The sequence below is a fragment of the Aureimonas flava genome (assembly GCF_003583935.1).
GTDB classification, from domain to species: Bacteria; Pseudomonadota; Alphaproteobacteria; order Rhizobiales; family Rhizobiaceae; genus Aureimonas; species Aureimonas flava.
This window is the reverse complement of sequence record NZ_QYRN01000012.1, coordinates 49,533-71,603: the sequence shown is the minus strand read 5'-3', so window position 1 is coordinate 71,603 and position 22,071 is coordinate 49,533. Positions and strand designations below refer to the sequence as shown.

Below are 22,071 nucleotides of genomic sequence, written 5' to 3'. Positions count from 1 at the left end.
GCGCCGCGTCGTTCGGCCGATGGCGGCGTCGTCCACACGAGGCGGTTGCGGCCGCGCGGCACGGAAAATTGACGTTAACGTAAGACGTGGGTGTTCCGCTGCGCCCCGACCTGCGCTAGCCTGCCCGCAAAAGGGGAGGATCAACGCATGCAGAGGCCCTGGCTCGCCCATTATCCGGACGGCGTCCCGCACGAGATCGGACCGCTGCCGCACGACACGCTGTCGGAGCTTCTCGAGGCGGCGTTCCGGGCGCATGCGGGAGCGGCGGCCTTCCGCTTCATGGGCGCGGCGATGACCTATGCCGAGCTCGACCGGGCCTCGGCGCGCTTTGCCGGCTACCTCCAGTCGATCGGGCTCCAGGCCGGCGACCGCGTCGCGCTGATGATGCCCAACGTGTTCCAGTACCCGGTGGCGCTCGCCGGGATCCTGCGGGCCGGCATGGTGGTGGTGAACACCAATCCGCTCTACACGCCGCGCGAGCTGGCGCACCAGCTCACGGACTCCGGCGCGCGCGCCATCGTGATCCTGGAGAACATGGCTGCCACGCTGGAGCAGTGTCGCGCCGACACGCCGGTGGAGCATGTCGTGGTGACGGGCGTCGGGGACATGCTGCCCGGGCTCAAGGGGCATCTCGTCAACTTCGTGCTGCGCCACGTCAAGAAGGCGGTGCCGCGCTATTCGCTGCCGGGCGCGGTGCGCTGGAACACGGCGCTGAAGCGGGCCACCGGTTTCCGGCCGGCGCCGCGCGGCGCCGAGGACCCGGCCGTGCTGCAGTACACCGGCGGCACCACGGGCGTCGCCAAGGGCGCGGTGCTCACCAACCGCAACATCGTCGCCAACGTGGTGCAGTCGCAGCTCTGGCATCAGCCGGCTCTCGACGCCGTGCCCGAGAACGAGCAGTCGGTCACCGTCTGCGCCCTGCCGCTCTACCATATCTTCGGCTTCACCGTGAACATGATGCTGGCGCTCCACACGGGCGGCTGCAACATCCTGATCCCCAACCCGCGCGACATTCCGGCCCTCCTGAAGGAACTGAAGGCCAACCGCTTCCACCTCTTCCCGGCGGTCAACACGCTCTTCGGCGCGATCGCCCGCCACGAGGGCGCGCGCGAGGTGGACTGGTCGCATCTGCGCCTCTCCGTCGGCGGCGGCATGGCCGTGCAGAAGGCCACCGCCGACCTGTGGAAGTCGGTCACAGGCTGCGCGATCTGCGAGGGCTACGGCCTTTCGGAGACCTCGCCGGTGGCGAGCGCCAACCCGGTCCTGTCGCGCGAGTATTCGGGCACGATCGGCCTGCCGCTGCCGAGCACGGAGATCGCGATCCTGGACGACGACGGGGCGCCGGTGCCGGTGGGGGAGCGGGGCGAGGTGTGCATCCGGGGCCCGCAGGTCATGCAGGGCTACTGGCAACGGCCGGAGGAGACGGCGCGCGCCTTCACCGCCGACGGGTTCTTCCGCTCGGGCGACATCGGCGTGATGGACGACGGCGGCTGGGTCCGCATCGTGGATCGCAAGAAGGACATGATCAACGTCTCGGGCTTCAACGTCTATCCCAACGAGGTGGAGGACGTGGCGACCCGCATGCCGGGCGTGACGGAGGCCGCGGCCGTGGGCGTGCCCGACGAGACCTCCGGCGAGGCGGTGAAGCTCTTCGTGGTGCGCGGCGATCCGGGCGTCGACGAGGCGGCGGTCAAGGCGTGGTGCCGCGAGAACCTGACCGGCTACAAGCGCCCGCGCGACGTCGAGTTCCGCGACGAACTGCCCAAGACCGGGGTGGGCAAGGTGCTGCGCCGGGCCCTGCGCGACTGAGGCGACACGCGCCTCCCGCGCGCTCCGCTTGCATCGGCCGGCGTTCCGGGTAGTCTTTCGAGCGAGGACATGCCCGGCTCGCAGCCCTGCTTGCGAGAGCGGTGTCGTCTTTCTGTCAAAAACCGCCCCGAGAGGGGTTTTCATCCGCGCCGCTTTCGCCTATATCGACCTCACCGCAGGCGGCTAGGCCGCTTCGGCAACGGCGCGGGGTGGAGCAGCCCGGTAGCTCGTCAGGCTCATAACCTGAAGGTCGCAAGTTCAAATCTTGCCCCCGCAACCAGATTCGGCCCGCGACGCCCCTCCCCGGAGGTCGGCGTTGCGGGCCTTTTCGTGCGCCCTGGCGGTTTCCGGGCGGTTCGGCCCGCCACCCTCGGGCTCAGGCCGGAAACACGATCCGCATCACCAGGCCGGGCGCCGCGTCGCCGACGTCGATCCGCGCGCCGTGCAGTTCGGCGATCGAGGCGACCAGCGCGAGTCCGAGGCCGTGGCCGGGCGTCGAGCGGCTGCGGTCGAGCCGGTAGAGCCGCCGGAAGATCCGGTCCCGTTCCGCCGCCGGAACGCCGGGCCCGTCGTCGGCGACCTCGAGCACGGTGCCCGCCGCCTCGCGCCGCGCCGCCAGCCGGATGCGGCCGGGCGCGGGCACGTGGGTGATGGCGTTCTCCACGAGGTTGGCGAGAAGCTGCGTGAGGAGGTCGGCGTCGCCCCGGATCGCCAGGCCGGGCCCGATCGCGGTGGCCAGCGCGTGCCCGGCGTCCACCGCCACCTCGCCATAGGCGTCGGCGACGCGCTCGGCGAGCTCGGAGAGGTCCAGCTCCCGGAACCGCGCCTTGCGCGCGCCCGCGTCGATCTGGGCGATGCGCAGCAGCGCGTTGAACGTCTCGATGATCGCGTCGGTCTCGGTGACGGCCGCCTCCACGGCGCGCGCGAGGCCGGCGCCGTCGCCCGCCCGCCCGATGCCCTCCAGCCCCTGGCGGAGCCGCGCGAGCGGCGTGCGCAGGTCGTGGGCGATGTCTGTCGAGACCTGGCGCAGGCTCTCCACCAGCGTCTCGATCCGCGCCAGCATCACGTTGATGTCGGTGGCCAGGCGGTCCAGCTCGTCGCCGCGTCCCGACACGGGCAGGCGCAGGTCGAGGCGCCCCTCCACGATCGAGCGCGTGGTCGCCGCGATCGCGTCGACGCGCCGGCTGGGCCCCAGTCCCACCACGATGCCGCCGACGAGCGCGAGCGCCAGCGTCACCAGGCAGCCTGTCAGGATCGCCGACAGGAGGATGGAGCGGATCATCTCCAGGATGTCGGATCGCCGTGCGGCGAGCACCCGGTAGTCGCCGAGCGCGATGCCCTCGGCGTAGAGCGTGTCGCCCCGCGCGTCCTCCACGGCCTCCGGCGCGGCGCGCGAGAGGCGCGTGGCGCTCGGGCCCGGCCGCCAGGCCGAGGCCGGCAGGTTGCCGGCGACGCGCTCGCCGTTCGGGCCGAGCAGCAGGAAGAAGCGGTCCTCCGCCGCGCTGTCGACCCGCTCCTGCACCTCCTGGCGTAAGCCCCCCTCGCCGCCCTCGTCGTAGCCGTGGACGAACAGGGCGAGGTCCTCGGCGATCGAGGCGCGCACGATGCTCTGCATCTGCGTGCTGGCCGCGACGTAGGTCACCGCCATGATCGCCACCGCCGACAGGCCGAACATCAGGCCGTAGCCGAGCGACAGGCGGAAGGACGTGGTGCGGAAGCGGTCAGGAAGGCGCATCGAGGAGATAGCCGGAGCCGCGCACGGTACGGATCATCTCGGCCCCGAAGGGGCGGTCGACCTTGGCCCGCAGGCGGCTCACATGGGTTTCCACGACGTTGGTCTTGGGATCGAAGTGGAATTCCCAGACCCGTTCCAGGAGCATGGTGCGCGTCAGCACCCGGCCCCGGTTGCGCATCATGTATTCCAGGAGGCGGAACTCGCGCGGCTGGAGCTCGACCGCCTGGCCGGCGCGCGCCACGGTGCGCGCGATCAGGTTCATCTCGAGATCGCCGACGGCGAGCACCGTCTCCTCTCGCCGTTCGGGCACGACGCGGCGGGCCAGCGCGTTGAGCCGCGCCATCAGCTCGGAAAAGGCGAAGGGCTTGAGGAGGTAGTCGTCCGCGCCGGCCTCCAGCCCCTCCACCCGGTCGTCCACGCCGCCGACCGCGGTGAGGAAGATCGCCGGCATGCGCCGGCCGGCGGCGCGCAGCGCCTTCAGGAGCGACAGGCCGTCGAGGTCGGGCAGCATCCGGTCGACCACCGCCGCGTCGTAGGGCCGCGTCAGCGCCAGCTCCAGGCCGAGCGCGCCGCGCCCGGCATGGTCCACCTCGTGGCCTTCCTCGCGCAGCCCGTTGCAGACATAGGCGGCGGTGGACGCGTCGTCCTCGACCAAGAGCACCTTCACCCGGCGTCCCTCCTTCCGGCCGCGCGCGACCCGTGCCGGCGACGCTGGATTAGCCCGCGCGACGGCGCAAGGCGGCCCGCCCGCGGACCGATCTCTAGCGCGCTTTCGCCCAGGGTTCACCCGGTCCCGGCCCGCTATACGAAACCGTATAGTCCCGGCGACGTGGCGCCGAACTCGCCCGGCTATGAGTCCGGTACGGGGTCGTCCCGGCACCAACGGACCCATCGCCATGCGCTTGCACAGACCCGCCCTCGGCAGCCTGCCTCTCGTGGCCCTCGCGGCGGCCTATCTCCTGTTCGCCACCAACGGCACGTTCTGGCGCAAGGGCTTCCTGTATCTGGGCGACCACCCGCTGCATCTCGCGGGCCTCGGCCTCGGCCTGTTCCTGCTCCTGTTCTCGCTGCTGGCCGCCCTCTCGGTGCGCTACCTCGTCAAGCCGATGGTGATCGCCCTGGTGCTCGTGTCGGCCGTGGCCTCCTACTACGTCGACAGCTACGGCATCCTGATCGACCGGGAGATGATCGCCAACGTCGCGCTGACGACCGGCGCCGAGGCGGGGCACCTCCTGACCGAGGGGTTCCTGGTCCACCTCGCGCTGTTCGGCCTTCTGCCGGCCGCCCTCGTGGCGCTCGTGCGGGTGCGCCATCGCCCGTTCTGGCGGAAGGTCCGCTGGAACGGGACGGCGATCCTCGCGAGCCTCGCCCTGACGCTCGCGATCGCGCTTCTCTTCTATTCGAGCTACGCCTCCACCTTCCGCATGCATCGGGACATGATGGCGAGCCTCAACCCCGTGGCGCCCGTCACGGCGCTGGTGAAATATGCCAAGCAGCTCGGCGGCGAGCGGACCTTCGTGGCGGCGCCGCTCGGCACCGACGCGGTGCCCGGCCCGCGGCTGGCGGCCGGCGGCAAGCCGGTGGTCACGGTGCTGGTGATCGGCGAGACGGCGCGCGCCCAGCAGTTCTCGCTGAACGGCTACAACCGCCCCACCAACCCGGAACTCGCCGAGCGGGGCGTCGTGTCCTTCACCGACGTGTCGAGCTGCGGCACCTCCACCGCCGTGTCGGTGCCCTGCATGTTCTCCAACCTCACGCGCGCGGGGCATTCCGACGCCAAGGCGCGCTCGGTGGAGAACGTGCTCGACGTGCTCGGCCACGGCGGCCTCGACGTGCGCTGGATCGACAACGACACCGGGGCCTACCACGTGGCCGACCGGGTGCCCTACGCGTATCTTCCCGAAGGCGCCGACCCGCGCTTCTGCGAGGGCGGCGAGTGCCGCGACGAGATCCTGACCGACCGGCTGGCCGCCGAGCTGACGTCGATCACCCGGGACACCGTGATCGTGCTGCACCAGCTCGGCAGCCACGGGCCGACCTACTTCCAGCGCTATCCGGCCTCGTTCGAGCGCTTCACGCCGGCCTGCCACACCGCCGAGTTCGCCGACTGCAAGCGCGAGGAGATCGTCAACGCCTACGACAACACGATCCTCTACACCGACCACGTCCTGGCGCAGGCGATCGACATGCTCGCCGCGCGCGCCGATCTCGAGACCGCCATGCTCTACGTCTCGGACCATGGCGAATCGCTCGGCGAGAACGGCATCTACCTCCATGCCATGCCCTACATGCTGGCGCCCTCGACCCAGACCCACGTGCCGATGATCGCCTGGTTCTCGAACGGGTTCGCCCACCGGATGGGCGTCGACGCGGCCTGCCTCGCCAACCGGCGCGGCGCGCCCCTGTCGCACGACAACCTGTTCCACACGCTGATCGGCCTCGCCGACCTCCGGACGGCGGTCTACGATGCGCGGCTCGACGCCTTCGCGCCCTGCCGCGCGCCGGAGGCGCCCACGCAGGTCTCCGACCTCGGGACGGGCACCCGATGAGCGTGGAAGCGCCGCATCCGCCCCTGGCCCCCGCCAAGCTGCGCGGGCTCGCCCACGTCTTCGCCGCGACGCGCTATTCCCTCGCAGGGCTCGCCCGGCTCGCGAGCGAAGCGGCCTTCCGCCACGAGATCGCGCTCGGCGCGGTGCTGCTCGGCACGCTCGCGGCGACCGGCGCGTCGCGGGTCGATCTCCTGATCCAGTGCGGCCTGCTTCTCCTCCTGGCGGCGGCCGAGGCGCTCAACACGGCGATCGAGCTGATCGTGGATCTCGTCTCGCCCGAGGTGTCGGTCCTCGCGGGGCAGGCCAAGGATCTCGGATCCTTCGCCGTGTCCTGCGTGATCCTCGCCAATCTCGGCTTCGCGGTCGCCTGCATCGCCGCGATCGTGTGACGCCTCGCCGGTCGCGCGACATCCGATCGACGCAGAGCGGGCACGAGAGCGGGCCGGCCAACCTCCGGCTTCCGGCGAGAAGGGGTTCTGCACGGGCACGCCCGGTCGAACGGGGGCTGGCGGCGGCTCGGTTTCCGCCATATGGCGTCGGATGGAATCGCCGCGCTCGCTTCGGAGCCTCCCGTCCCCGACGGTCTCTCGGTGGAAATCGTCGCCGTCCGCCGTCCGCCGGCTCGGGGCTCGCCTTCCCGCGCAGATCGGACATGCTGGCGCGCGACGGGCGCGACGCCTCCGACTTCGTCGCCGAACGCAGCCCCGCGGGCCAGGAGCCGCATGACCCAAGCCAGCCTCATGGCCCGCGAGATCGCCGAGATCCCGGACGCCGTCCGCCGCTTCCTCCATGGCTCGGGCGCGGCGGCGCATGCGCTCGGCCGCCGCCTCGCCGAGCTGTCGCCCGCCGTCACCGTGACCGTGGCGCGCGGCTCGTCCGACCACGCGGCGACCTACTTCCAGTATGCGTGCGAGATCCTCACCGGCCGGCCCGTCGCCTCGCTCGGGCCCTCCGTGGTGTCGGTCTACGGCACGCGCCTGCGCCTCGCGGGCCAGGCGGCGCTCGCCATCTCGCAGTCGGGCCGCAGCCCCGACATCGTGGCGCTCCTGAACGCGGCGCGGGCGGGCGGCGCCGAGACGGCCGCGCTGGTCAACGTCGAGGGCTCGCCGCTCCTCGAAGCCGCCGATTGGCGGGTCCCGTTGCGGGCGGGCACCGAACGGAGCGTCGCGGCCACCAAGAGCGTCGTCGCCTCCGTGGCGGCGGCGCTCGGCGTGCTGGCCGCCTGGAGCGGCGACGCGGCGCTGGAGGCGGCCGTGGCCGCCCTGCCGGACCGGCTCGCCGAGGCGCTGCATCAGGACTGGACGCCGGCGCTGGACACGGCGGCCGCGGCGCGCTCGCTCTACGCGCTCGGGCGCGGTCCCGGCTTCGCGGTCGCCAGCGAGGCGGCGCTGAAGCTCAAGGAAACCTCCATGCTCCACGCCGAGGCCTATTCGGGCGCCGAGCTCCTGCACGGGCCGGTCTCGCTGGTGGAGCCGGGGTTTCCCGTGTTCGCCTTCGTGCCGGACGACGCGGCGCGGCCGGGCCTGCGCGACATCTGCGCCCGCGTGCGCGACACGGGCGCCGCGCTGTTCACCGTGGGCGAGGCCGGGGCGGGCACGCGCCTGCCGCATGCGCCGACCGGCCACCCCCTGACCGAACCCTTGTCGATGCTGGTATCCTTCTATGGTTTCGTGGAAGCCGTGGCTCGGGCGCGCGGTCTCGACCCCGACGCGCCGCGCGGCCTGCGAAAGGTGACGGAGACCCTGTGATGACCACCGCCTATCGGGGTGCCGACATCTTCGACGGGAAGACCCGCCGCGCCGGCCACGCGCTCGTGGTGGCGGACGACCGCGTCGCGGCGATCGTGCCGGACGGCGAGCTCGGGGCGGGGGCCGAGGTCGTGCGCCTCGACGGCGGCCTTCTGGCGCCCGGCTTCTTGGACATCCAGGTCAACGGGGGCGGCGGGGTCCTGTTCAACGAGGCGCCGAGCGTCCAGGGGGTCGCCGCGATCTGCGCCGCCCATGCCCGCTTCGGCTCTACCGCGCTCCTGCCCACGGTGATCACCGACCGTCCCGCGGTGACCTTCGCCGCGATCCGGGCCGTGGCGGAGGCGATGGCGCAGGGCGTGCCCGGCTGCGCCGGCATCCATGTGGAGGGGCCGTTCCTGGCGCAGGCGCGCAAGGGCGCGCACGACCCGGCGCTGATCCGGCCGATGGCGGCGGAGGACCTCGCGGCCCTGTGCGAGACCCGCGTGCGCCCGTTCCTGCTGACCGTCGCGCCCGAGAGCGTGTCGGAGGCGCAGATCGCCGCGCTCGCATCGGCCGGCATCCGCGTCTCGCTCGGCCACACCGACGCCGGGTTCGACACGGCGATGCGCAGCTTCGCGGCCGGCGCGACCTGCGTGACCCACCTGTTCAACGCCATGAGCCCGCTCGGCAGCCGCGAGCCGGGGCTCGTCGGCGCGGCGCTGGAGGCCGAGGCGGTCTGGTGCGGCTTCATCCCGGACGGACACCACGTGCATCCGGCGGCCCTCGGCGCCGCACTGCGCGCCAAGCGCGGCGCGCGCAAGCTGATCGCCGTCACCGACGCCATGCCCACCGTGGGCTCGCCGGCGGACGCGTTCGAGCTGAACGGGCGCACCGCGCGGCGCCGGGACGGACGGCTGACGCTCCCCGACGGCACGCTGGCCGGCTCCGACCTCTCGATGATCGGCGCGCTGCGCCATCTCGTCGACGTGCTGGGCTTCGCGCTGGAGGACGCCCTGCGCCTCTGCTCGAGCCATGCCGCCGAGTTCCTCGGCCTCGCCGCCACCCACGGCCGCCTCGGGGCGGGCGCGCGGGCCGACATGGTGTGGCTCGGCGACGACCTCGCGCTGCGCGGCGTGTGGATCGGCGGGCGCCCCGTGTCGCCGGACTGATCCGTCCGCCCGTCAGCGCGGGCTCGGAGGGGCCCGCCAGCCCGGCGCCTCGTCCACATGCGCCTGCCGCGTGCGCTTGTCGTAGAGGCACAGCCTCGGCGCCGCGCCGCCGCGTCCGCGATCCGACACCAGGACGGCGACCATGCCCGCCCGGTCGTCGAAGCCGACGATCGCCGAGGCGCGCGGCTCGCGCAGGCCGCTGGCCGCGCGGCAGGCCTGCACGACCCGCGCCTCGAACTCGGCCCAGGCGTCGGGGCTGGAGGCCGACGCCGCGCCGGGAACGGCGGCGGACGCGACGGCGAGCGACATGGCGGCGGCCGGAAGGCGCATCGGGTCGTCCCTTTCCTGTTTCGCGGCGACTTGTTCGCGGCGACATGGCCGGATCGCGGCGGCCGTTTCATGGCGGCGCGCGAGGGCACCGACCCCCGGGGGCTGCCTCCGGCGGCGGGAGATGCTAACGAGCCACCGCGGCGCGCGGGGCGCGGCGAGAGCCCCAGGGGACGCGGCATGACCAACAGGCAGGACCGCCGCTTCGCGGCCAAGCGGGCGCGGCAGGCATCGAGACGCGGCGGCACGCCGGCGGAACGCGCGCTGTTCCAGGCGGCCGTCGCCTTCGCGGCCGGGGAGCCGGTGGCGATCGACGTGGCGCTGGACGGGTTCGACGCGACGCTGGCACGGCTGGAACCCGAGCTCGACGAGGTTCTCGACGGCGGCTTCGACGCGTTCCGGCGCGAGGTCTTCGCGCAGGCGGCCTGGATCGGCCTTGCGGCCGACGGCCCGGCCGGCGAGGCGGACGGATTCGATCTCCAGCCCATCCTGTTTCCGGTGTGCGGGGATGCGGCCGAGATTCGGCGCTTCGCCGGCGATCCGGCGAGCCTCGGGGCGCTGGCCCGGTCGCTGCGCGAATCGGGCGTGTTTCCCGAAGCCGCCGCCGTGGCGGTGCTGCCGGCGGTCCTGGCGCCCGAGGCGGTGGACCTTTCGCACGTCGGCCCGGCGAGCGTCGCCCGGCTCACCGAGGCGCTCGCGACCCTGGTGGAGCGGTCGGCGGCCGGCGGCGGGCCGGTCGATCCCGAGGCGGTGCTGGCGCAGGCCGCGCTTCCGGTCCTTGGCGCGGATCGGACGGGCGAGGCGGCCGGGCTCCTTCTCGGCATCGCCCTGACGCCCGCCGAGAACTGGGACCTGCCGGACCGCGAGGTGGAGGCGATGCAGCTCGCCATGGCCGCCACGCGCGCCTCCTGGCTCGACACCTACGCCGCCGCCCTCCCGTTCCGGCTCGACGAGCCCGTGTTCTGGCAGGAGGCCGCGTCCTCGCTCGCCTGGCACGCCGTGGCGGGGCGGATCGAGGCGGAGATCGCCCGCCGGGGGCTCGCCGCGCCCGTCTCGCGGATCGACGCGTGCCTCGCGCCCGAGACCGGCGATCCGGTGATGGCGGTCGAGGCGGGCGGGGCGCGCCTCGGTCCGTTCCACGCGCCGCGCGACCTCGTGTTCACCGATCTCGACGGATTCGCGGCCCTCGCCGAGCGCTTCGGCGGCGAACTGGTGGAGCACGAGCGCCCGGCGCAGGTGCTCCGCCGCCTCGCCGACGCGGGCGGGCGCCCGCCCGCCGCAACCCAATCTTAAGGGCGATGCGCTTTACTGGCGCCAGTGGTTGAGGCGTGTTGCGTTGGCCCCAACTATCGAAGGCGCCGGGCCCGGACCCGGCGCCTTCTTTGCATCCGAGCCGGCCCGTTCCGCCTCGCATTCGCCCGATGCGATGCCCATATCGAGCCGATCGGACGGGCGCCCCCCCTTGAACCGGGCCGGCAGCGGCGGCATGGTCCGCCGGGCCGGCGCCGGCAGCGGCGCCCGCATCAGCGAAGACGCAAGCGAGACAGATCTTGAAACAGGTAGGCACGGACTTCATCGATCGCCGGAACGCGGCCAAGGAGGCCAAGGCGGCCCTTCTCGAGAAGATGAAGGCCAAACGGAACGACCCAGACGCCCAGGCGCGGCGCGACGAGCACGCGGCGATCGTGGCCGCGCGGGCGGAGCGCGAGGCGGCGCGTCGCGAACAGCAGCAGGCGGAACAGGCCGAACGCGAGGCGGAACGCGCCGCGCAGGCCGCCGCCGAGGCCGAGGCCGCCGAGCAGGCGGCGGTGAGCGAGCGCGACCGGCTGATCGCCCAGACCCTGGCCGACCAGGCCGCCCAGAAGGCCAAGCGCGACGCGCGCTACGCCGCCCGGCAGAGCCGCAAGGGCTAGGGACGCCGCTCGGGGGCCCGCGCGGACGGGCCCTCCCGACGTCATTCCCCCGTCCCGGCCGGTCCCCCCGCGCCGATGCCGACGACCGGCGCCGGCGCCGCCGGTGTTTGGCCCGTCCGGCCTTCGCGCCGCACGGGCTGCGGTTCCCCCGACGCCCGTCGAGGGAAGGGGGGCAGCGCCGGCTTGTGTCGACATCTGACCCTAATAGCCGTGCGCTGCGCCGTCACGTGCGTGCGGGCTTCCGGCGGCGCGCGTCGCGCCGGCTTTGCTGCATTGCACCCTTTCCGCCCCGGCCTGCCGCCTTAGCTCCTGAAGGGGGCGATCATGGCGGCGGCATTCGTTTCACGGAGGGGCGGCATCGGATGAAGGGTTGGTGGACGACACTCACGATCGCGGCAGGCTTGCTCCTGGCCGCGCCGGCCCATGCGCAGACGCCGCCCGGCGTCCTCGTCGTCGGCCAGATCGCCGAGCCGCAGTCGCTGGACCCGCAGCAGGCCACCGCCGCCAACGATTTCCGCGTCACCACCAACGTCCTGGAGGGGCTGGTGCGCTACCGCTCCGGCACGCTCGACCTGGAGCCCGCGCTCGCCACCGGCTGGCAGATCTCGCCGGACGGGCTGACCTACCGGTTCGCGCTGCGGCAGGGCGTCCGCTTCCACGACGGCACGCCGTTCGACGCGGCCGCGGTCAAGTTCACCTTCGACCGGATGCTGGACGAGGCGCATCCGTTCCACGACACGGGCACGTTCCCGCTCGCCTTCCAGTTCTCCAAGGTGCAGGAGACCCGGGTCGTCGATCCCGCGACGGTGGAGTTCCGGCTTTCGGAGCCCTACGCGCCGTTTCTCGCCAACCTGGCGCTGCCCGTCGGGGCGATCGTCTCGCCGGCGGCGGTCGCGGCGGCCGGCGAGGATTTCGGCCGCCGCCCGGTCGGCACCGGGCCGTTCCGCTTCGAGGAATGGGTCGCCAACCAGCGCGTGGTCCTGTCAGCCAACCCGAGCTACTGGGACGGCGCGCCGGCGCTGCGCACCGTGGTCTTCCGTCCGGTCTCCGATCCGACGACACGCGTCGCGGAGATGCTCTCGGGCGGGATCGACGTGATGGTCGAGACGCCGCCGGACAACGTCGTCCTGTTCCGCGACAACCTCGACTTCACGCTGCATGAGACGGTCGGGCCGCACGAATGGTTCCTGATCCTCAACACCCGCGACGGCATCTTCGCCGACAAGCGCGTGCGCCAGGCGGTCAACCTCGCGGTCGACAAGAAGACCCTGGTGGAGGACGTCCTCCAGGGCACCGCGACGATCGCGGCGGGGGCGATCCCGCCGGCCTTCGAATGGGCCTACGATCCGGGCGTCGCGCCGTGGCCGCACGACCCCGAGCGGGCGCGCGCGCTTCTGCGCGAAGCCGGCGCGGAAGGGGCCGGGCTCCGCTTCCTGGTGACGGAGGGCGGCTCCGGCATGCTCGATCCGGTGCCCATGGCGACCGCGATCCAGGCCGATCTCAAGGCCGTCGGCCTCGACGTCGCGATCGAGACCTACGAGTGGAACGCCTATCTGGCGCGCGTCAACGCCGGCCTGGAAGGGCAGGGCGACATGGCTCAGATGGCCTGGATGACCAACGACCCAGACACCTTGCCCTCGCTGACGCTGCATTCCGACGCGCTGCCCGAGGCCGGGGGCTTCAACTCGGGCTACTATGCCAACCCGGAGCTCGACGCGCTGCTCGACCGCGCCCGCACCCTCACCGACGAGGCCGAACGCGGCGCGATCTACCGAGAGGTCCAGGCGCTGGTGCACGAGGAGGCGCCCTGGCTCTTCGGGGCGCACTGGCGTCAGAACGCGGTGACCGCGAAGGGCGTCTCCGGTTTCGTGCTGCAGCCGGACTTCACGCTGCAGCTCCGCTCCGTCGTGAAGAGCTGAGAGGAGGGGCCGTGGCCGGATACGTCCTCAAGCGTCTCGTGGCCGCCGTTCCGGTGGTGATCGGGCTCTCGCTGATCGTCTTCGCGATCATGGCGATGATCCCGGGCGACACGGCGCTGGCGATCCTCGGCGCCTACGCGACGCCGGAGAACGTCGCGCGGCTCAACGCTGATCTCGGCCTCGACCGCCCCCTGCCGGAACAGTATCTCGCCTGGGCCGGAAACCTTCTGCAGGGGGACTTCGGACGCTCCTACGCCCTGAACCGGCCGGTTCTCGACGAGGTGGGCGAGCGCTTCTCGGCAACGCTGGTCCTGGCCGGCGCCGCGCTCGTCCTTGCCTCCGCGCTCGGGCTCCTGGCCGGCGTCGTCTCGGCGGTGCGCCAGTTCGGCTGGGCGGACCGGATCGTCACCTTCGTGGTCCTCGTCGGCATCTCGACCCCCTCCTTCCTGCTCGGCCTCGTGCTCATCCTCCTGGTCGCGGTGCGGTGGCGCCTCCTTCCCGCCTCGGGCATGTATTCGGTCTGGGGAGGGGGCGACCTTGCCGATCTCCTGCGCCATCTCGCGCTTCCGGCGCTCACGCTCGCCGTGGTCGCCGCCGGCATCATCGCGCGCCTCACCCGCGCCGCCATGCTGGAGGTTCTCCGCCAGGACTTCGTGCGCACGGCGCGCGCCAAGGGCCTGGCGGAGGGAGCCGTGATCCGCCGCCATGCGTTCCGCGCCGCGCTGGTCCAGATCATCCCGGTGATCGGCCTCCAGGCGGGCTTCGTGCTGGGCGGCGCGGTCTATGTCGAGACGGTGTTCCAGTGGCCGGGGCTGGGCGCCATGCTGGTCAACGCCGTGGCGCAGCGCGACATCCTCCTGGTCCAGGGCGGCGTCCTCGTGGCTGCCGTCTCCTACGTCCTCGTCAACCTCCTCGCGGACGTGGCGCAGGCCGCCCTCGACCCGAGGCTCAAGGCATGAACGCGACCCTCGCCCGCCCCGGCGCGCCGGCGGCGCCGCCCTCGCGTCCCGGCGCCTTCGAGCTCCTTCTCGCCAACCGCCTCTCGGCGCTCGGCCTCGTGGTGTTCGTGCTCCTGGCGGGCGCGGCGCTGCTCGCGCCGCTGCTGCCCCTGCCCGATCCCGACGCCACGGCGCCGGCGAACCGCCTCCAGCCGCTGCTCTCGGTCGGTCACCTGCTCGGCACCGACCATCTCGGGCGCGACCTCCTGGCGCGGCTCCTCCACGGCACCCGCGTCTCGCTCGCCGTCGGCATCGGCGCCACCCTGGTGGCGGCGGTCCTCGGCACGCTGGTCGGGCTCGTCGCCGGCTATGCCGGCCGCTGGACCGACACGGTGCTGATGCGCCTCGTCGACATGCTGATGGCCTTTCCCTACATCCTGCTCGCGCTGGCGATCGTCGCGGTCCTGGGGCCGGGGCTCCTGAACGCCCTCTACGCCATCGCCATCGTCAACATCCCCTTCTTCGCCCGCAACATCCGCGGCGCGGTGATCGGCCTGTCGCGCCAGCCTTTCGTGGATGCCGCGCGCCTGTCGGGCAAGGGGCCGGTCTCGGTGCTGCTGACGGAGATCCTGCCGGGCGTGCTGCCGGTGGTCGTCGTCGCCATGTCCTCCACCATCGGCTGGATGATTCTGGAAACGGCGGGCCTGTCCTTCCTCGGCCTGGGCGCGCAGCCGCCGGCCGCCGATCTCGGCTCCATGCTGGGCCAGGCGCGCGCCCAGCTCTTCGTCGCGCCTCACGTCGCCTTCGTGCCGGGCCTGGCGATCTTCGCCCTGGTGATGAGCATCAATCTCCTGGGCGACGGCGTGCGCGACGTGCTCGATCCGCGTCTGCGCTCGGGCACGCTGGTGCGCCCGCAGGCGGTCACCGAAGTCCGGCGCGCGGGCGTGCCGGAGCCGGGCGGGGCGGGCGCGGCGCGTCTCGACGTGTCGGGACTCTCGGTCGCCTTCCGCAGCGGCGGCGACCTCGCGCCGGCGGTACGCGGCGTGTCCTTTGCGATCGCGCCCGGCGAGTGCCTCGGGCTGATCGGGGAATCGGGCTCCGGCAAGAGCGTGACCGCGCTGTCGCTCGCCGGGCTCGTCGCCTCGCCCCCCGCCGTGATCACGGGCGGCGCCGTGCGGCTCGGCGGGCAGGACGTCCTCGCGTCGCCGAGCCTGATGCAGGCGCTGCGCGGCCGGCGCATCGGCTACGTCTTCCAGGACCCGCTCACGACGCTGCATCCGCTGATGAGCGTCGGTCGGCAGGTGGCCGAGGCGGTGGCCGTCCACGGCGCCGGCGGCTCCATGCGCGACAGGGCGGTGGCGCTGATGGAAAGGACCGGCATCCGCGACGCGGCGGCCCGCTTCGATGCCTATCCGCACGAGCTTTCCGGCGGCCAGCGGCAGCGCGTGGGCATCGCCATGGCCCTCGCGGGCGAGCCGGACATCCTCGTCGCCGACGAGCCGACCACGGCGCTCGACGTCACCGTCCAGGCGAGGATCCTCGACCTCCTGCGCGAGCTCCGGCGCGAGCGGGGGCTGGCACTCCTGCTCATCACCCACGACTTCGGCGTCGTGGCCGGCATGTGCGACCGGGTGGCGGTGATGCGGCGCGGCGAGATCGTCGAGACGGGCGAGACGCGGCAGGTTCTCGCCCGCCCCGCCCACCCCTACACGCGCCGCCTGATCGAGGCGGTGCCGCGCCCGGGCGAGGGCCGGGCCTTCCTCCAGCGCATGCGGGGCCTCGCATGACCGGCGCGGAGATCACGGACGCGGCGATCCGCATCGAGGACGCGCGCAAGATCTATCCGGGGGGCGGCGGCTTCCTGTCGCGCCGGCGCGAGCCGGTCCATGCCGTAGCCGGCGTGACGCTGCGGGTGGCGCGGGGCGAGACGCTGGCGATCGTCGGCGAGAGCGGCTCGGGCAAGTCGACGCTGGCCAGGATGCTGGTCGGGCTGGTGGAGCCGAGCGGCGGGCGCTTCGAGATCGGCGGGCGCGACGCGGCCGCGCTTCGCCGCGAGGGCCCGCGCGCCTACGGCCGGGCGATCCAGTACGTCTTTCAAGATCCGATCGCCTCGCTCAATCCCCGCAAGATGGTCCGGACGACGCTCGGTGGCGTGCTCGAGCGCGTCGCGGGGATCGCGGACGCCGGGGGCCGCGCGGCGCGCATGGCCGAGCTGATGCGTGCCGTGGACATGGAGCCGGGCGCGCTCGACCGCTACCCGCACGAGTTTTCCGGCGGGCAGGCCCAGCGCATCGCCATCGCCCGCGCGCTCGCCGCCGGAGCCTCCGTCCTGGTCCTCGACGAGCCGGTCTCGGCGCTCGACGTCTCCGTCCAGGCGCAGGTTCTCCTGCTCCTGGAAGACCTGAAGGCGCGCTTCGCGCTCACCTATCTCTTCATCAGCCACGACCTGGCGGTGGTGGAGGCGGTGGCCGACCGCGTCGCGGTGATGCAGGCGGGGCGGATCGTGGAGATGGAGGCGAGCCGAACCCTCTTTGCGGCCCCGCGCGAGGCCTATACGCGCGAGCTTTTCGCCAGCGCGCCGCGCCTCGAGGGCGCCTTCGCCTGACACGGCCGCCGCCGGGCGTCGCTCCGGCCCCGCGGCCCGCGTCCCCCTGGATGTCCGGCGCGCGCGCGACGGCGGTCCGGGTCCGGTGCTAGGGTCCGGCGCCAACGGGAGGGCCGGACCTTGCTGACCTTGAAGCAGATCGAGATCGTGCGCGCCGTGATGGTGAGCGGCACCATCGCGGGCGCCGCGCGGCTTCTCAACGTCAGCCAGCCGGGCGTCAGCCGCGCCATGAAGCATATCGAGACCGCGCTCGGCGTGCGCCTGTTCGACCGCAAGGCCGGGCGCTACGTGCCCGCGCCCGAGGCCGTGAGCCTGTTCTCGCAGATCCAGGAGGTCCACAACAGCGTCGCCAGCCTGCAGGAGGCGATCGAGCGGCTGGAGCGGGGCGACCAGGCCGAGCTGCGCATCGGCTCGGTGCCCTCGATCGCCCAGTCGATGATGCCCAAGGCCGTCGCGGCGGTGCGCCGACGCCATGGCGCCCTGCGGATGAACATCGAGATCCTGAAGATCGAGGAGGCCATGGACTACCTCCTCGTGGGACGCGGCGAATGCGTCGCCATGAGCTATCGGCTGGACCACCCGTCCGTCCATTTCGAGCCCCTGGCGACGGGCCACCTCGTCTGCATCGCCCCGCAGGACCATCCGTTCGCCGGCCGCGCGAGCGTCCCGGCGCGCGAGATCGCCGCCCAGCCGCTGATCGGCATCGACCCCACCGATCCCTACGGGCGGATCATGGCGGGGCTCTTCGAGCGCGAGGGGCTCGGCTACGAGGTGGTGGTGAAGGCCCGCTTCGGCAGCACCGTCGCCGCGCTGGTGGCCGAGGGCCTCGGCGTCGCCGTGCTCGACGTCTTCACCGTCGCCAGCCTGCCGACGGACCGCTTCCTGGTCCTGCCGATCGAGGAGGACACGCGCTTCGAGACCTTCCTCGCCAGCCGGGCCGGCACGGTCCTGTCGAGCTTCGCCCGCCGTTTCGTGTCCGAGCTGCGGTCCGAGATGGAGCGGACGGCGGCCCGGCCCGGCGCGGAAGATAACCCGGATGCATAGTGGGCGGACATCTTGGTATTTGCGTTATGACGTGACAGATGGAACTGAGGACCGGATCGTTCGTCGGGCGGCGGTCCGCCATCCAGGGAGGAGCCCGGATGCAGAGGGAGGAACCCATGCGTTTCCGTTCATTGGCGATGACGGCGGCCGGGGCTGCGGCCATCCTGGCCGGCGTGGTGCCGGGCAGCGCCCAGACCTATCCGACCAAGGAGATCCAGGGCATCATCCAATGGGGCGCCGGCGGTTCGACCGACACGGTGATGCGCGCCGTCTCGCCCAAGGTGGAGGAGATCCTCGGACAGTCGATCGTTCTCAAGAACGTGACCGGCGGCGCGGGCGCCATCGGCCTCAACCAGGTGGCGGCCGCCAGGCCCGACGGCTACTCGCTCCTCATGGGCGCCGAGAACCCGCTGATCTACAAGGTGATGGGCCTCGGCACGAAGGACTACGGCGACTTCGTCGCCATCGACATCCTGGCGCGCGGGACGCCGATCCTCGTCGCGCGCCCCGGCACGCCGTTCGACGACTACGCCTCGATGATCGAATACGTGAAGGCCCATCCGGGCGAGGTGAAGTTCGGCTCCACGGGACCGGGCGGCCTGCCCTCGGTGGTCACCGCGATGATCCGCGACGTGGAAGGCGAGCTTCCCGTGACCGTGATCCCCTACGACGGCGACGGTCCGGCCCTCACCGCGCTCCAGAGCGGCGCCATCGACGTGATGCCGGCGGTGCTCGGCGCGGCGGTAGAGAGCGTCAAGGCCGAGAAGATCAAGGCGCTCGCCGTGTTCGCGTCCGAGGGCGTCAAGCAGCTTCCCGAGGTCCAGGCGATCACGGCCGCCAACGAGGGCTATGCCAAGTTCCTGCCCTGGGGTCCCTTCTTCGGCGTCTTCGCCCCCAAGGGCACGCCGGACGACGTGGTCGCCAAGCTGCAGGAGGCGTTCCGGACGGCCGCCGAGCAGGACAGCTTCAAGTCCCTTATGGACAATCGCGGCTACACGCTGATGAACATCAGCGGCGAGGAGGCGCAGGACTTCATGACGAGCTGGCAGCAGACCACGGCCTGGCTGCTCCAGGACGCCGGGCTGACCAAGGCCTCGCCGGAGGAGTTCGGCATCGAGCGCGCCGCGCAGGACTGAGCGCGGGGCGCCGCCGCGCCGGGCACGGTGCGGCGGCGCGACGGGCAGGGGTTTCACGTCGGGCGGACGGGGCGGGAGGTTCGCCGATGTCGCCGCGAGCAGCGTCCTCGACCGGTCGCGGCCCAGCCCGCCGGCGAAGGCAGGGCGCGATGAGGAGGAGGATCGATGATCGGCGAGACGAAACGACGGCCCGGTGAACGAGCGTTCACCGTGGTGCTCTTCCTGGGGAGCCTGTTCCTCCTCTGGAGCGCCTACGGCATCTCCGGCTTCGAGGCGCTGAGTTCGCCCGGCGCCGTGCCGATGGCCACGACCTTCGTCATGGCCGTCACGCTCGGCATCGTCCTCGTCAAGACCGCGCGGCGCCCCCGCGACACGGCGGAGCGTCTCGGCCGCGAGGTCCTGCCGCCGCTGGTGGTCGTGTTCGCGGTGCTCCTCCTTCTCTACGCCGTGGCGCTGGAGCCGCTCGGCTTCCTGCCGACGTCCTTCCTGTTCCTGCTGGTCTCGATCCGCATCCTGTCGAAGCGCTCGATCCTCCATGCCGCGCTCGTCGCGCTGCTGAGCCTCGCCCTGATCTACGTCCTGTTCCGCATCGTGTTCACGGTCCTCATTCCCGCCGGCATCGTGCCGGAGGCCGAGATCCTGTCCGCGCTCCGCGCGGCCGTCGGCGGGTGGTTCTGACACGATGGCCGAGCTGTCCGCCTTCCTCACCGTCTTCACCCATCCCGAGCTCTTCGCGGTGGTCGCCCTGGGCACCTTCGCGGGGATCTACATCGGGGCGATCCCCGGCCTGTCGGTGACGATGGCCGTGTCGATCCTGATCTCCTTCACCTTCTCCTGGAACGTCCTGCCGGCGCTCGCGCTGATGATCGGCATCTACATGGGCGGGGTCTACGGCGGCTCGCGCACGGCGATCCTGCTCAACATCCCCGGCGCGCCCTCGGCGATCGCGACCGCCCTCGACGGCTACCCGATGGCCCAGCGCGGCGAGGCCGGCGAGGCGATCGGCATCACCACGACGATGAGCTTCATCGGCGGCTTCGTGGGCATCCTGGTGCTGGCCGTCGCCGCCCCCTTCGTGTCCGACTTCGCCCTCGCCTTCCAGCCGCGCGACTACATGCTGCTCGCCGTCCTCGGCCTGCTGCTCGTCGGCTCGCTGTCGTCGGGCTCGCTGGTCAAGGGCATCTTCTGCGGCGCGCTCGGCCTGATGCTGGGCACGGTCGGCATGGACCCGCTGACCTTCACCTCGCGCTTCACCTTCGATCTCCCGCTCCTGCAGACGGGCATCTCGTTCATCGCGGTGATGATCGGCCTGTTCGGCGTGTCCGAGGCGCTCGCCCAGCTCCACCACATGGACAAGGCGCCGGTCCGCCAGACGATCTCCAAGATCGTGCCCTCCTTCGCCACCATCCGGAAGCACCTGCCGCTGTCGATGCAGACCTCGGCGCTGGGCGTGGTGATCGGGGCGCTACCGGGCACCGGCGGCGACATCGCGGCGCTGATGGCCTACGACCACGCCAAGCGCACGACCCGCAACCCGGAGCGCCCCTTCGGGCAGGGCGCGATCGAGGGCCTGGTCGCCCCCGAGACCGCCAACAACGCGGCCGTGGGCGGCGCCTTCATCCCGATGATGACGCTCGGCATCCCCGGCGACGCGGTCACGGCCATCATGATCGGCGCCCTGTTCATCCACGGCCTCAATCCGGGCCCGATGCTGATGGTGGAACAGCCGGACATGTTCTGGTTCATCGTCGGCAGCCTGACGCTCGCCAACGTCTGCATGCTGGCCTTCGGCCTGACGGGCATCAAGCTGTTCGTCAGGATCGTGGAGATGCCGCGCGCCGTGCTCGTGCCGCTGATCCTGCTGCTTTCGATCGTCGGCGCCTATGCGGTGAACAACTCGGTGGCCGACGTCTACTGGATGCTCGCCTTCGGCGTCTTCGGCTACTTCCTCAAGCTCTACGGCTATCCGCTGGGCCCGATCATCCTCGGCGTCATCCTGTCCCGCCTGCTGGACGACAACTGGCGCCGGGCGATCATCTCGGAGCGCGAGAGCCTGCCGGGCTTCTTCCTCGGCATCCTGACCAGCCCCCTGTCGCTCGCCCTGTTCCTGTCGGTGGTCTTCATCTTCGTCTCGCAGACCCCGCCCTGGAAGCGCTGGCGCGCCCGCCGGGCCGCCCTCGGCGCGGCGGGCGACCCCGGCCGGGCGCGGGCCGAGGGTGCGGGCGACCGGGGGGCCGGCGCATGAACGCCTTCGCATCGTTCCGGGCGCTCGGCACGGAGGAAACCCTGCAGCTCGGCCTCGTGGGCGCCGGGATCGCCGCTTCGCGCACGCCCGCCATGCAGGAGCGCGAGGGCGCCGCGCACGGGCTTCGCACCGTGTACCGCCTGTTCGACACGCCGCTCGCCACGCCCGACGACCTCGGCGCCCTGGTGCGCGCCATGGAACTGTGCGGCTACGCGGGCTTCAACGTCACCTATCCGTTCAAGATCGCGATCCTCGACCACCTCCACGAGCTGGACGAAAGCGCCCGCATCGTCGGGGCGGTCAACACGGTGGTCCTGCGGGACGGACGGCGCATCGGCTTCAACACCGACCTCGGCGGCTTCACCGACGCGTTCGCCGAGACCATGACGGGGGCCGCGCGGCGCCGCGTCCTGCAGATCGGCGCCGGCGGCGCGGGCCTTGCGGTGGCGGGCGGGCTTCTCGACTGCGGCGTGGAGGAGCTCTTCGTCCACGATCTCGATCACGAGCGCGCGCGCCTTCTGGTCCAGCGCCTCGAGGAACAGGGGCGCGGACGGGTCCGGGCCGTCTCCTCCGTCGAGGGCGCCTACGACGGCATCGTCAACGCGACGCCGATCGGTACCGACAAGCGGCCGGGCCTGCCCTATCCCATCGAGCGTCTCGGGCCGGAGACCTTCGTGGTCGACGTCAACTACTTCCCGCTGGAGAGCCAGCTGATCCGCGAGGCCAAGGCGCGGGGCTGCCGGACGATGGGCGGCGCCGGCATGGCGGTCGGCCAGGCCGTGCGCGCGTTCTCCTGCTTCACCGGGCTGCGCGCCGACCGCGAGCGCATGATGGCGGCCTTCCTCGCGCTCGGCGCCTGAGGGACTCCGCTCGGGGCGCCCCGCCGCGATCTCCTGGCGCGACCGGCCTTCACCGGGTCGCCAGGAGGCGGGTCCCGAGGGACCCGGCGGGGCGG

Annotated in this window: 19 protein-coding genes and 1 tRNA gene; 17 read left to right on the top strand and 3 right to left on the bottom strand. The window is 72.4% G+C overall.

Annotation, left to right across the window (positions count from 1 at the left end):
- Positions 1-147 precede the first annotated feature (147 nt).
- Positions 148-1,809, top strand: coding sequence for an AMP-binding protein (locus D3218_RS18120; protein ID WP_119541490.1), 1,662 nt, complete (start codon positions 148-150; stop codon positions 1,807-1,809).
- Positions 1,810-2,012: 203 nt separating this feature from the next.
- Positions 2,013-2,089 (top strand) — tRNA-Met (locus tag D3218_RS18115).
- Positions 2,090-2,185: 96 nt separating this feature from the next.
- Here the strand turns inward: D3218_RS18115 and D3218_RS18110 are convergent.
- Both D3218_RS18110 and D3218_RS18105 read right to left on the bottom strand, forming a co-directional pair.
- Entirely contained in the window at positions 2,186-3,544 is a 1,359-nt protein-coding gene (locus tag D3218_RS18110) for a sensor histidine kinase (RefSeq protein ID WP_119541489.1), read from the bottom strand.
- On the bottom strand, positions 3,531-4,211 hold the full coding sequence (locus D3218_RS18105) for a response regulator transcription factor (RefSeq protein ID WP_119541488.1): 681 nt from the start codon (positions 4,209-4,211) through the stop codon (positions 3,531-3,533). Before D3218_RS18105 ends, D3218_RS18110 begins: the two co-directional genes overlap by 14 nt.
- 229 nt (positions 4,212-4,440) lie before the next feature.
- Between D3218_RS18105 and D3218_RS18100 the strand changes: the two genes are divergently transcribed.
- The 4 genes from D3218_RS18100 to nagA all read left to right on the top strand — a co-directional run bounded on the left by D3218_RS18100 (position 4,441) and on the right by nagA (position 8,989).
- The gene (locus D3218_RS18100) at positions 4,441-6,093 is read left to right on the top strand and encodes a phosphoethanolamine transferase (protein WP_119541487.1); all 1,653 of its coding nucleotides are present in this window, start codon (positions 4,441-4,443) and stop codon (positions 6,091-6,093) included.
- Positions 6,090-6,482, top strand: a complete 393-nt coding sequence (locus tag D3218_RS18095) for a diacylglycerol kinase (RefSeq protein ID WP_119541486.1) — start codon at positions 6,090-6,092, stop codon at positions 6,480-6,482. The genes D3218_RS18100 and D3218_RS18095 overlap by 4 nt, the downstream gene beginning before the upstream one ends.
- Positions 6,483-6,815: 333 nt before the next feature.
- A complete protein-coding gene (locus tag D3218_RS18090; protein ID WP_119541485.1) occupies positions 6,816-7,841 on the top strand; it encodes an SIS domain-containing protein in 1,026 nt (341 codons plus the stop codon).
- Positions 7,841-8,989 (top strand): N-acetylglucosamine-6-phosphate deacetylase, encoded by a 1,149-nt coding sequence (nagA, locus tag D3218_RS18085; RefSeq protein WP_119541484.1) that lies wholly within the window; start codon positions 7,841-7,843, stop codon positions 8,987-8,989. Before D3218_RS18090 ends, nagA begins: the two co-directional genes overlap by 1 nt.
- Positions 8,990-9,001: 12 nt before the next feature.
- On the opposite strand, the gene D3218_RS18080 is transcribed toward nagA, so the two are convergent.
- Entirely contained in the window at positions 9,002-9,319 is a 318-nt protein-coding gene (locus D3218_RS18080) for a hypothetical protein (protein WP_119541483.1), read from the bottom strand.
- Between the two features lie 177 nt (positions 9,320-9,496).
- Between D3218_RS18080 and D3218_RS18075 the strand changes: the two genes are divergently transcribed.
- The 11 genes from D3218_RS18075 (at position 9,497) to D3218_RS18025 (ending at position 21,976) form a co-directional block, all read left to right on the top strand.
- Entirely contained in the window at positions 9,497-10,609 is a 1,113-nt protein-coding gene (locus D3218_RS18075) for a hypothetical protein (RefSeq protein ID WP_119541482.1), read from the top strand.
- A 257-nt stretch (positions 10,610-10,866) separates the two neighbouring features.
- Positions 10,867-11,229 (top strand): DUF6481 family protein, encoded by a 363-nt coding sequence (locus tag D3218_RS18070; protein ID WP_245415106.1) that lies wholly within the window; start codon positions 10,867-10,869, stop codon positions 11,227-11,229.
- A gap of 362 nt (positions 11,230-11,591) precedes the next feature.
- A complete protein-coding gene (locus D3218_RS18065) occupies positions 11,592-13,148 on the top strand; it encodes an ABC transporter substrate-binding protein (RefSeq protein WP_119541480.1) in 1,557 nt (518 codons plus the stop codon).
- Positions 13,149-13,159: 11 nt separating this feature from the next.
- A complete protein-coding gene (locus tag D3218_RS18060) occupies positions 13,160-14,107 on the top strand; it encodes an ABC transporter permease (RefSeq protein WP_119541479.1) in 948 nt (315 codons plus the stop codon).
- On the top strand, positions 14,104-15,873 hold the full coding sequence (locus tag D3218_RS18055) for a dipeptide/oligopeptide/nickel ABC transporter permease/ATP-binding protein (RefSeq protein ID WP_119541478.1): 1,770 nt from the start codon (positions 14,104-14,106) through the stop codon (positions 15,871-15,873). The genes D3218_RS18060 and D3218_RS18055 overlap by 4 nt, the downstream gene beginning before the upstream one ends.
- An 11-nt stretch (positions 15,874-15,884) precedes the next feature.
- Complete coding sequence (locus D3218_RS18050) at positions 15,885-16,691, top strand: ATP-binding cassette domain-containing protein (protein ID WP_119541498.1); 807 nt, start codon at positions 15,885-15,887, stop codon at positions 16,689-16,691.
- A gap of 120 nt (positions 16,692-16,811) precedes the next feature.
- Complete coding sequence (locus D3218_RS18045; RefSeq protein WP_119541477.1) at positions 16,812-17,735, top strand: LysR family transcriptional regulator; 924 nt, start codon at positions 16,812-16,814, stop codon at positions 17,733-17,735.
- 116 nt (positions 17,736-17,851) lie between these two features.
- Positions 17,852-18,871, top strand: coding sequence for a Bug family tripartite tricarboxylate transporter substrate binding protein (locus D3218_RS18040; RefSeq protein WP_119541476.1), 1,020 nt, complete (start codon positions 17,852-17,854; stop codon positions 18,869-18,871).
- A gap of 165 nt (positions 18,872-19,036) precedes the next feature.
- The gene (locus D3218_RS18035; RefSeq protein WP_119541475.1) at positions 19,037-19,549 is read left to right on the top strand and encodes a tripartite tricarboxylate transporter TctB family protein; all 513 of its coding nucleotides are present in this window, start codon (positions 19,037-19,039) and stop codon (positions 19,547-19,549) included.
- 4 nt (positions 19,550-19,553) lie between these two features.
- Positions 19,554-21,116, top strand: coding sequence for a tripartite tricarboxylate transporter permease (locus D3218_RS18030; protein ID WP_119541474.1), 1,563 nt, complete (start codon positions 19,554-19,556; stop codon positions 21,114-21,116).
- Entirely contained in the window at positions 21,113-21,976 is an 864-nt protein-coding gene (locus D3218_RS18025) for a shikimate dehydrogenase (RefSeq protein WP_119541473.1), read from the top strand. The genes D3218_RS18030 and D3218_RS18025 overlap by 4 nt, the downstream gene beginning before the upstream one ends.
- Positions 21,977-22,071 lie beyond the last annotated feature (95 nt).

Excerpts from the sequence above, each read along its gene's own strand:
- D3218_RS18120 (WP_119541490.1), top strand. The coding sequence starts at position 148 with ATGCAGAGGCCCTGGCTCGCCCATTATCCGGACGGCGTCCCGCACGAG.
- D3218_RS18110 (WP_119541489.1), bottom strand. The coding sequence starts at position 3,544 with ATGCGCCTTCCTGACCGCTTCCGCACCACGTCCTTCCGCCTGTCGCTC.
- D3218_RS18100 (WP_119541487.1), top strand. The coding sequence starts at position 4,441 with ATGCGCTTGCACAGACCCGCCCTCGGCAGCCTGCCTCTCGTGGCCCTC.
- D3218_RS18095 (WP_119541486.1), top strand. The coding sequence starts at position 6,090 with ATGAGCGTGGAAGCGCCGCATCCGCCCCTGGCCCCCGCCAAGCTGCGC.
- D3218_RS18090 (WP_119541485.1), top strand. The coding sequence starts at position 6,816 with ATGACCCAAGCCAGCCTCATGGCCCGCGAGATCGCCGAGATCCCGGAC.
- nagA (WP_119541484.1), top strand. The coding sequence starts at position 7,841 with ATGACCACCGCCTATCGGGGTGCCGACATCTTCGACGGGAAGACCCGC.
- D3218_RS18080 (WP_119541483.1), bottom strand. The coding sequence starts at position 9,319 with ATGCGCCTTCCGGCCGCCGCCATGTCGCTCGCCGTCGCGTCCGCCGCC.
- D3218_RS18075 (WP_119541482.1), top strand. The coding sequence starts at position 9,497 with ATGACCAACAGGCAGGACCGCCGCTTCGCGGCCAAGCGGGCGCGGCAG.
- D3218_RS18065 (WP_119541480.1), top strand. The coding sequence starts at position 11,592 with ATGAAGGGTTGGTGGACGACACTCACGATCGCGGCAGGCTTGCTCCTG.
- D3218_RS18055 (WP_119541478.1), top strand. The coding sequence starts at position 14,104 with ATGAACGCGACCCTCGCCCGCCCCGGCGCGCCGGCGGCGCCGCCCTCG.
- D3218_RS18040 (WP_119541476.1), top strand. The coding sequence starts at position 17,852 with ATGCGTTTCCGTTCATTGGCGATGACGGCGGCCGGGGCTGCGGCCATC.
- D3218_RS18035 (WP_119541475.1), top strand. The coding sequence starts at position 19,037 with ATGATCGGCGAGACGAAACGACGGCCCGGTGAACGAGCGTTCACCGTG.
- D3218_RS18030 (WP_119541474.1), top strand. The coding sequence starts at position 19,554 with ATGGCCGAGCTGTCCGCCTTCCTCACCGTCTTCACCCATCCCGAGCTC.
- D3218_RS18025 (WP_119541473.1), top strand. The coding sequence starts at position 21,113 with ATGAACGCCTTCGCATCGTTCCGGGCGCTCGGCACGGAGGAAACCCTG.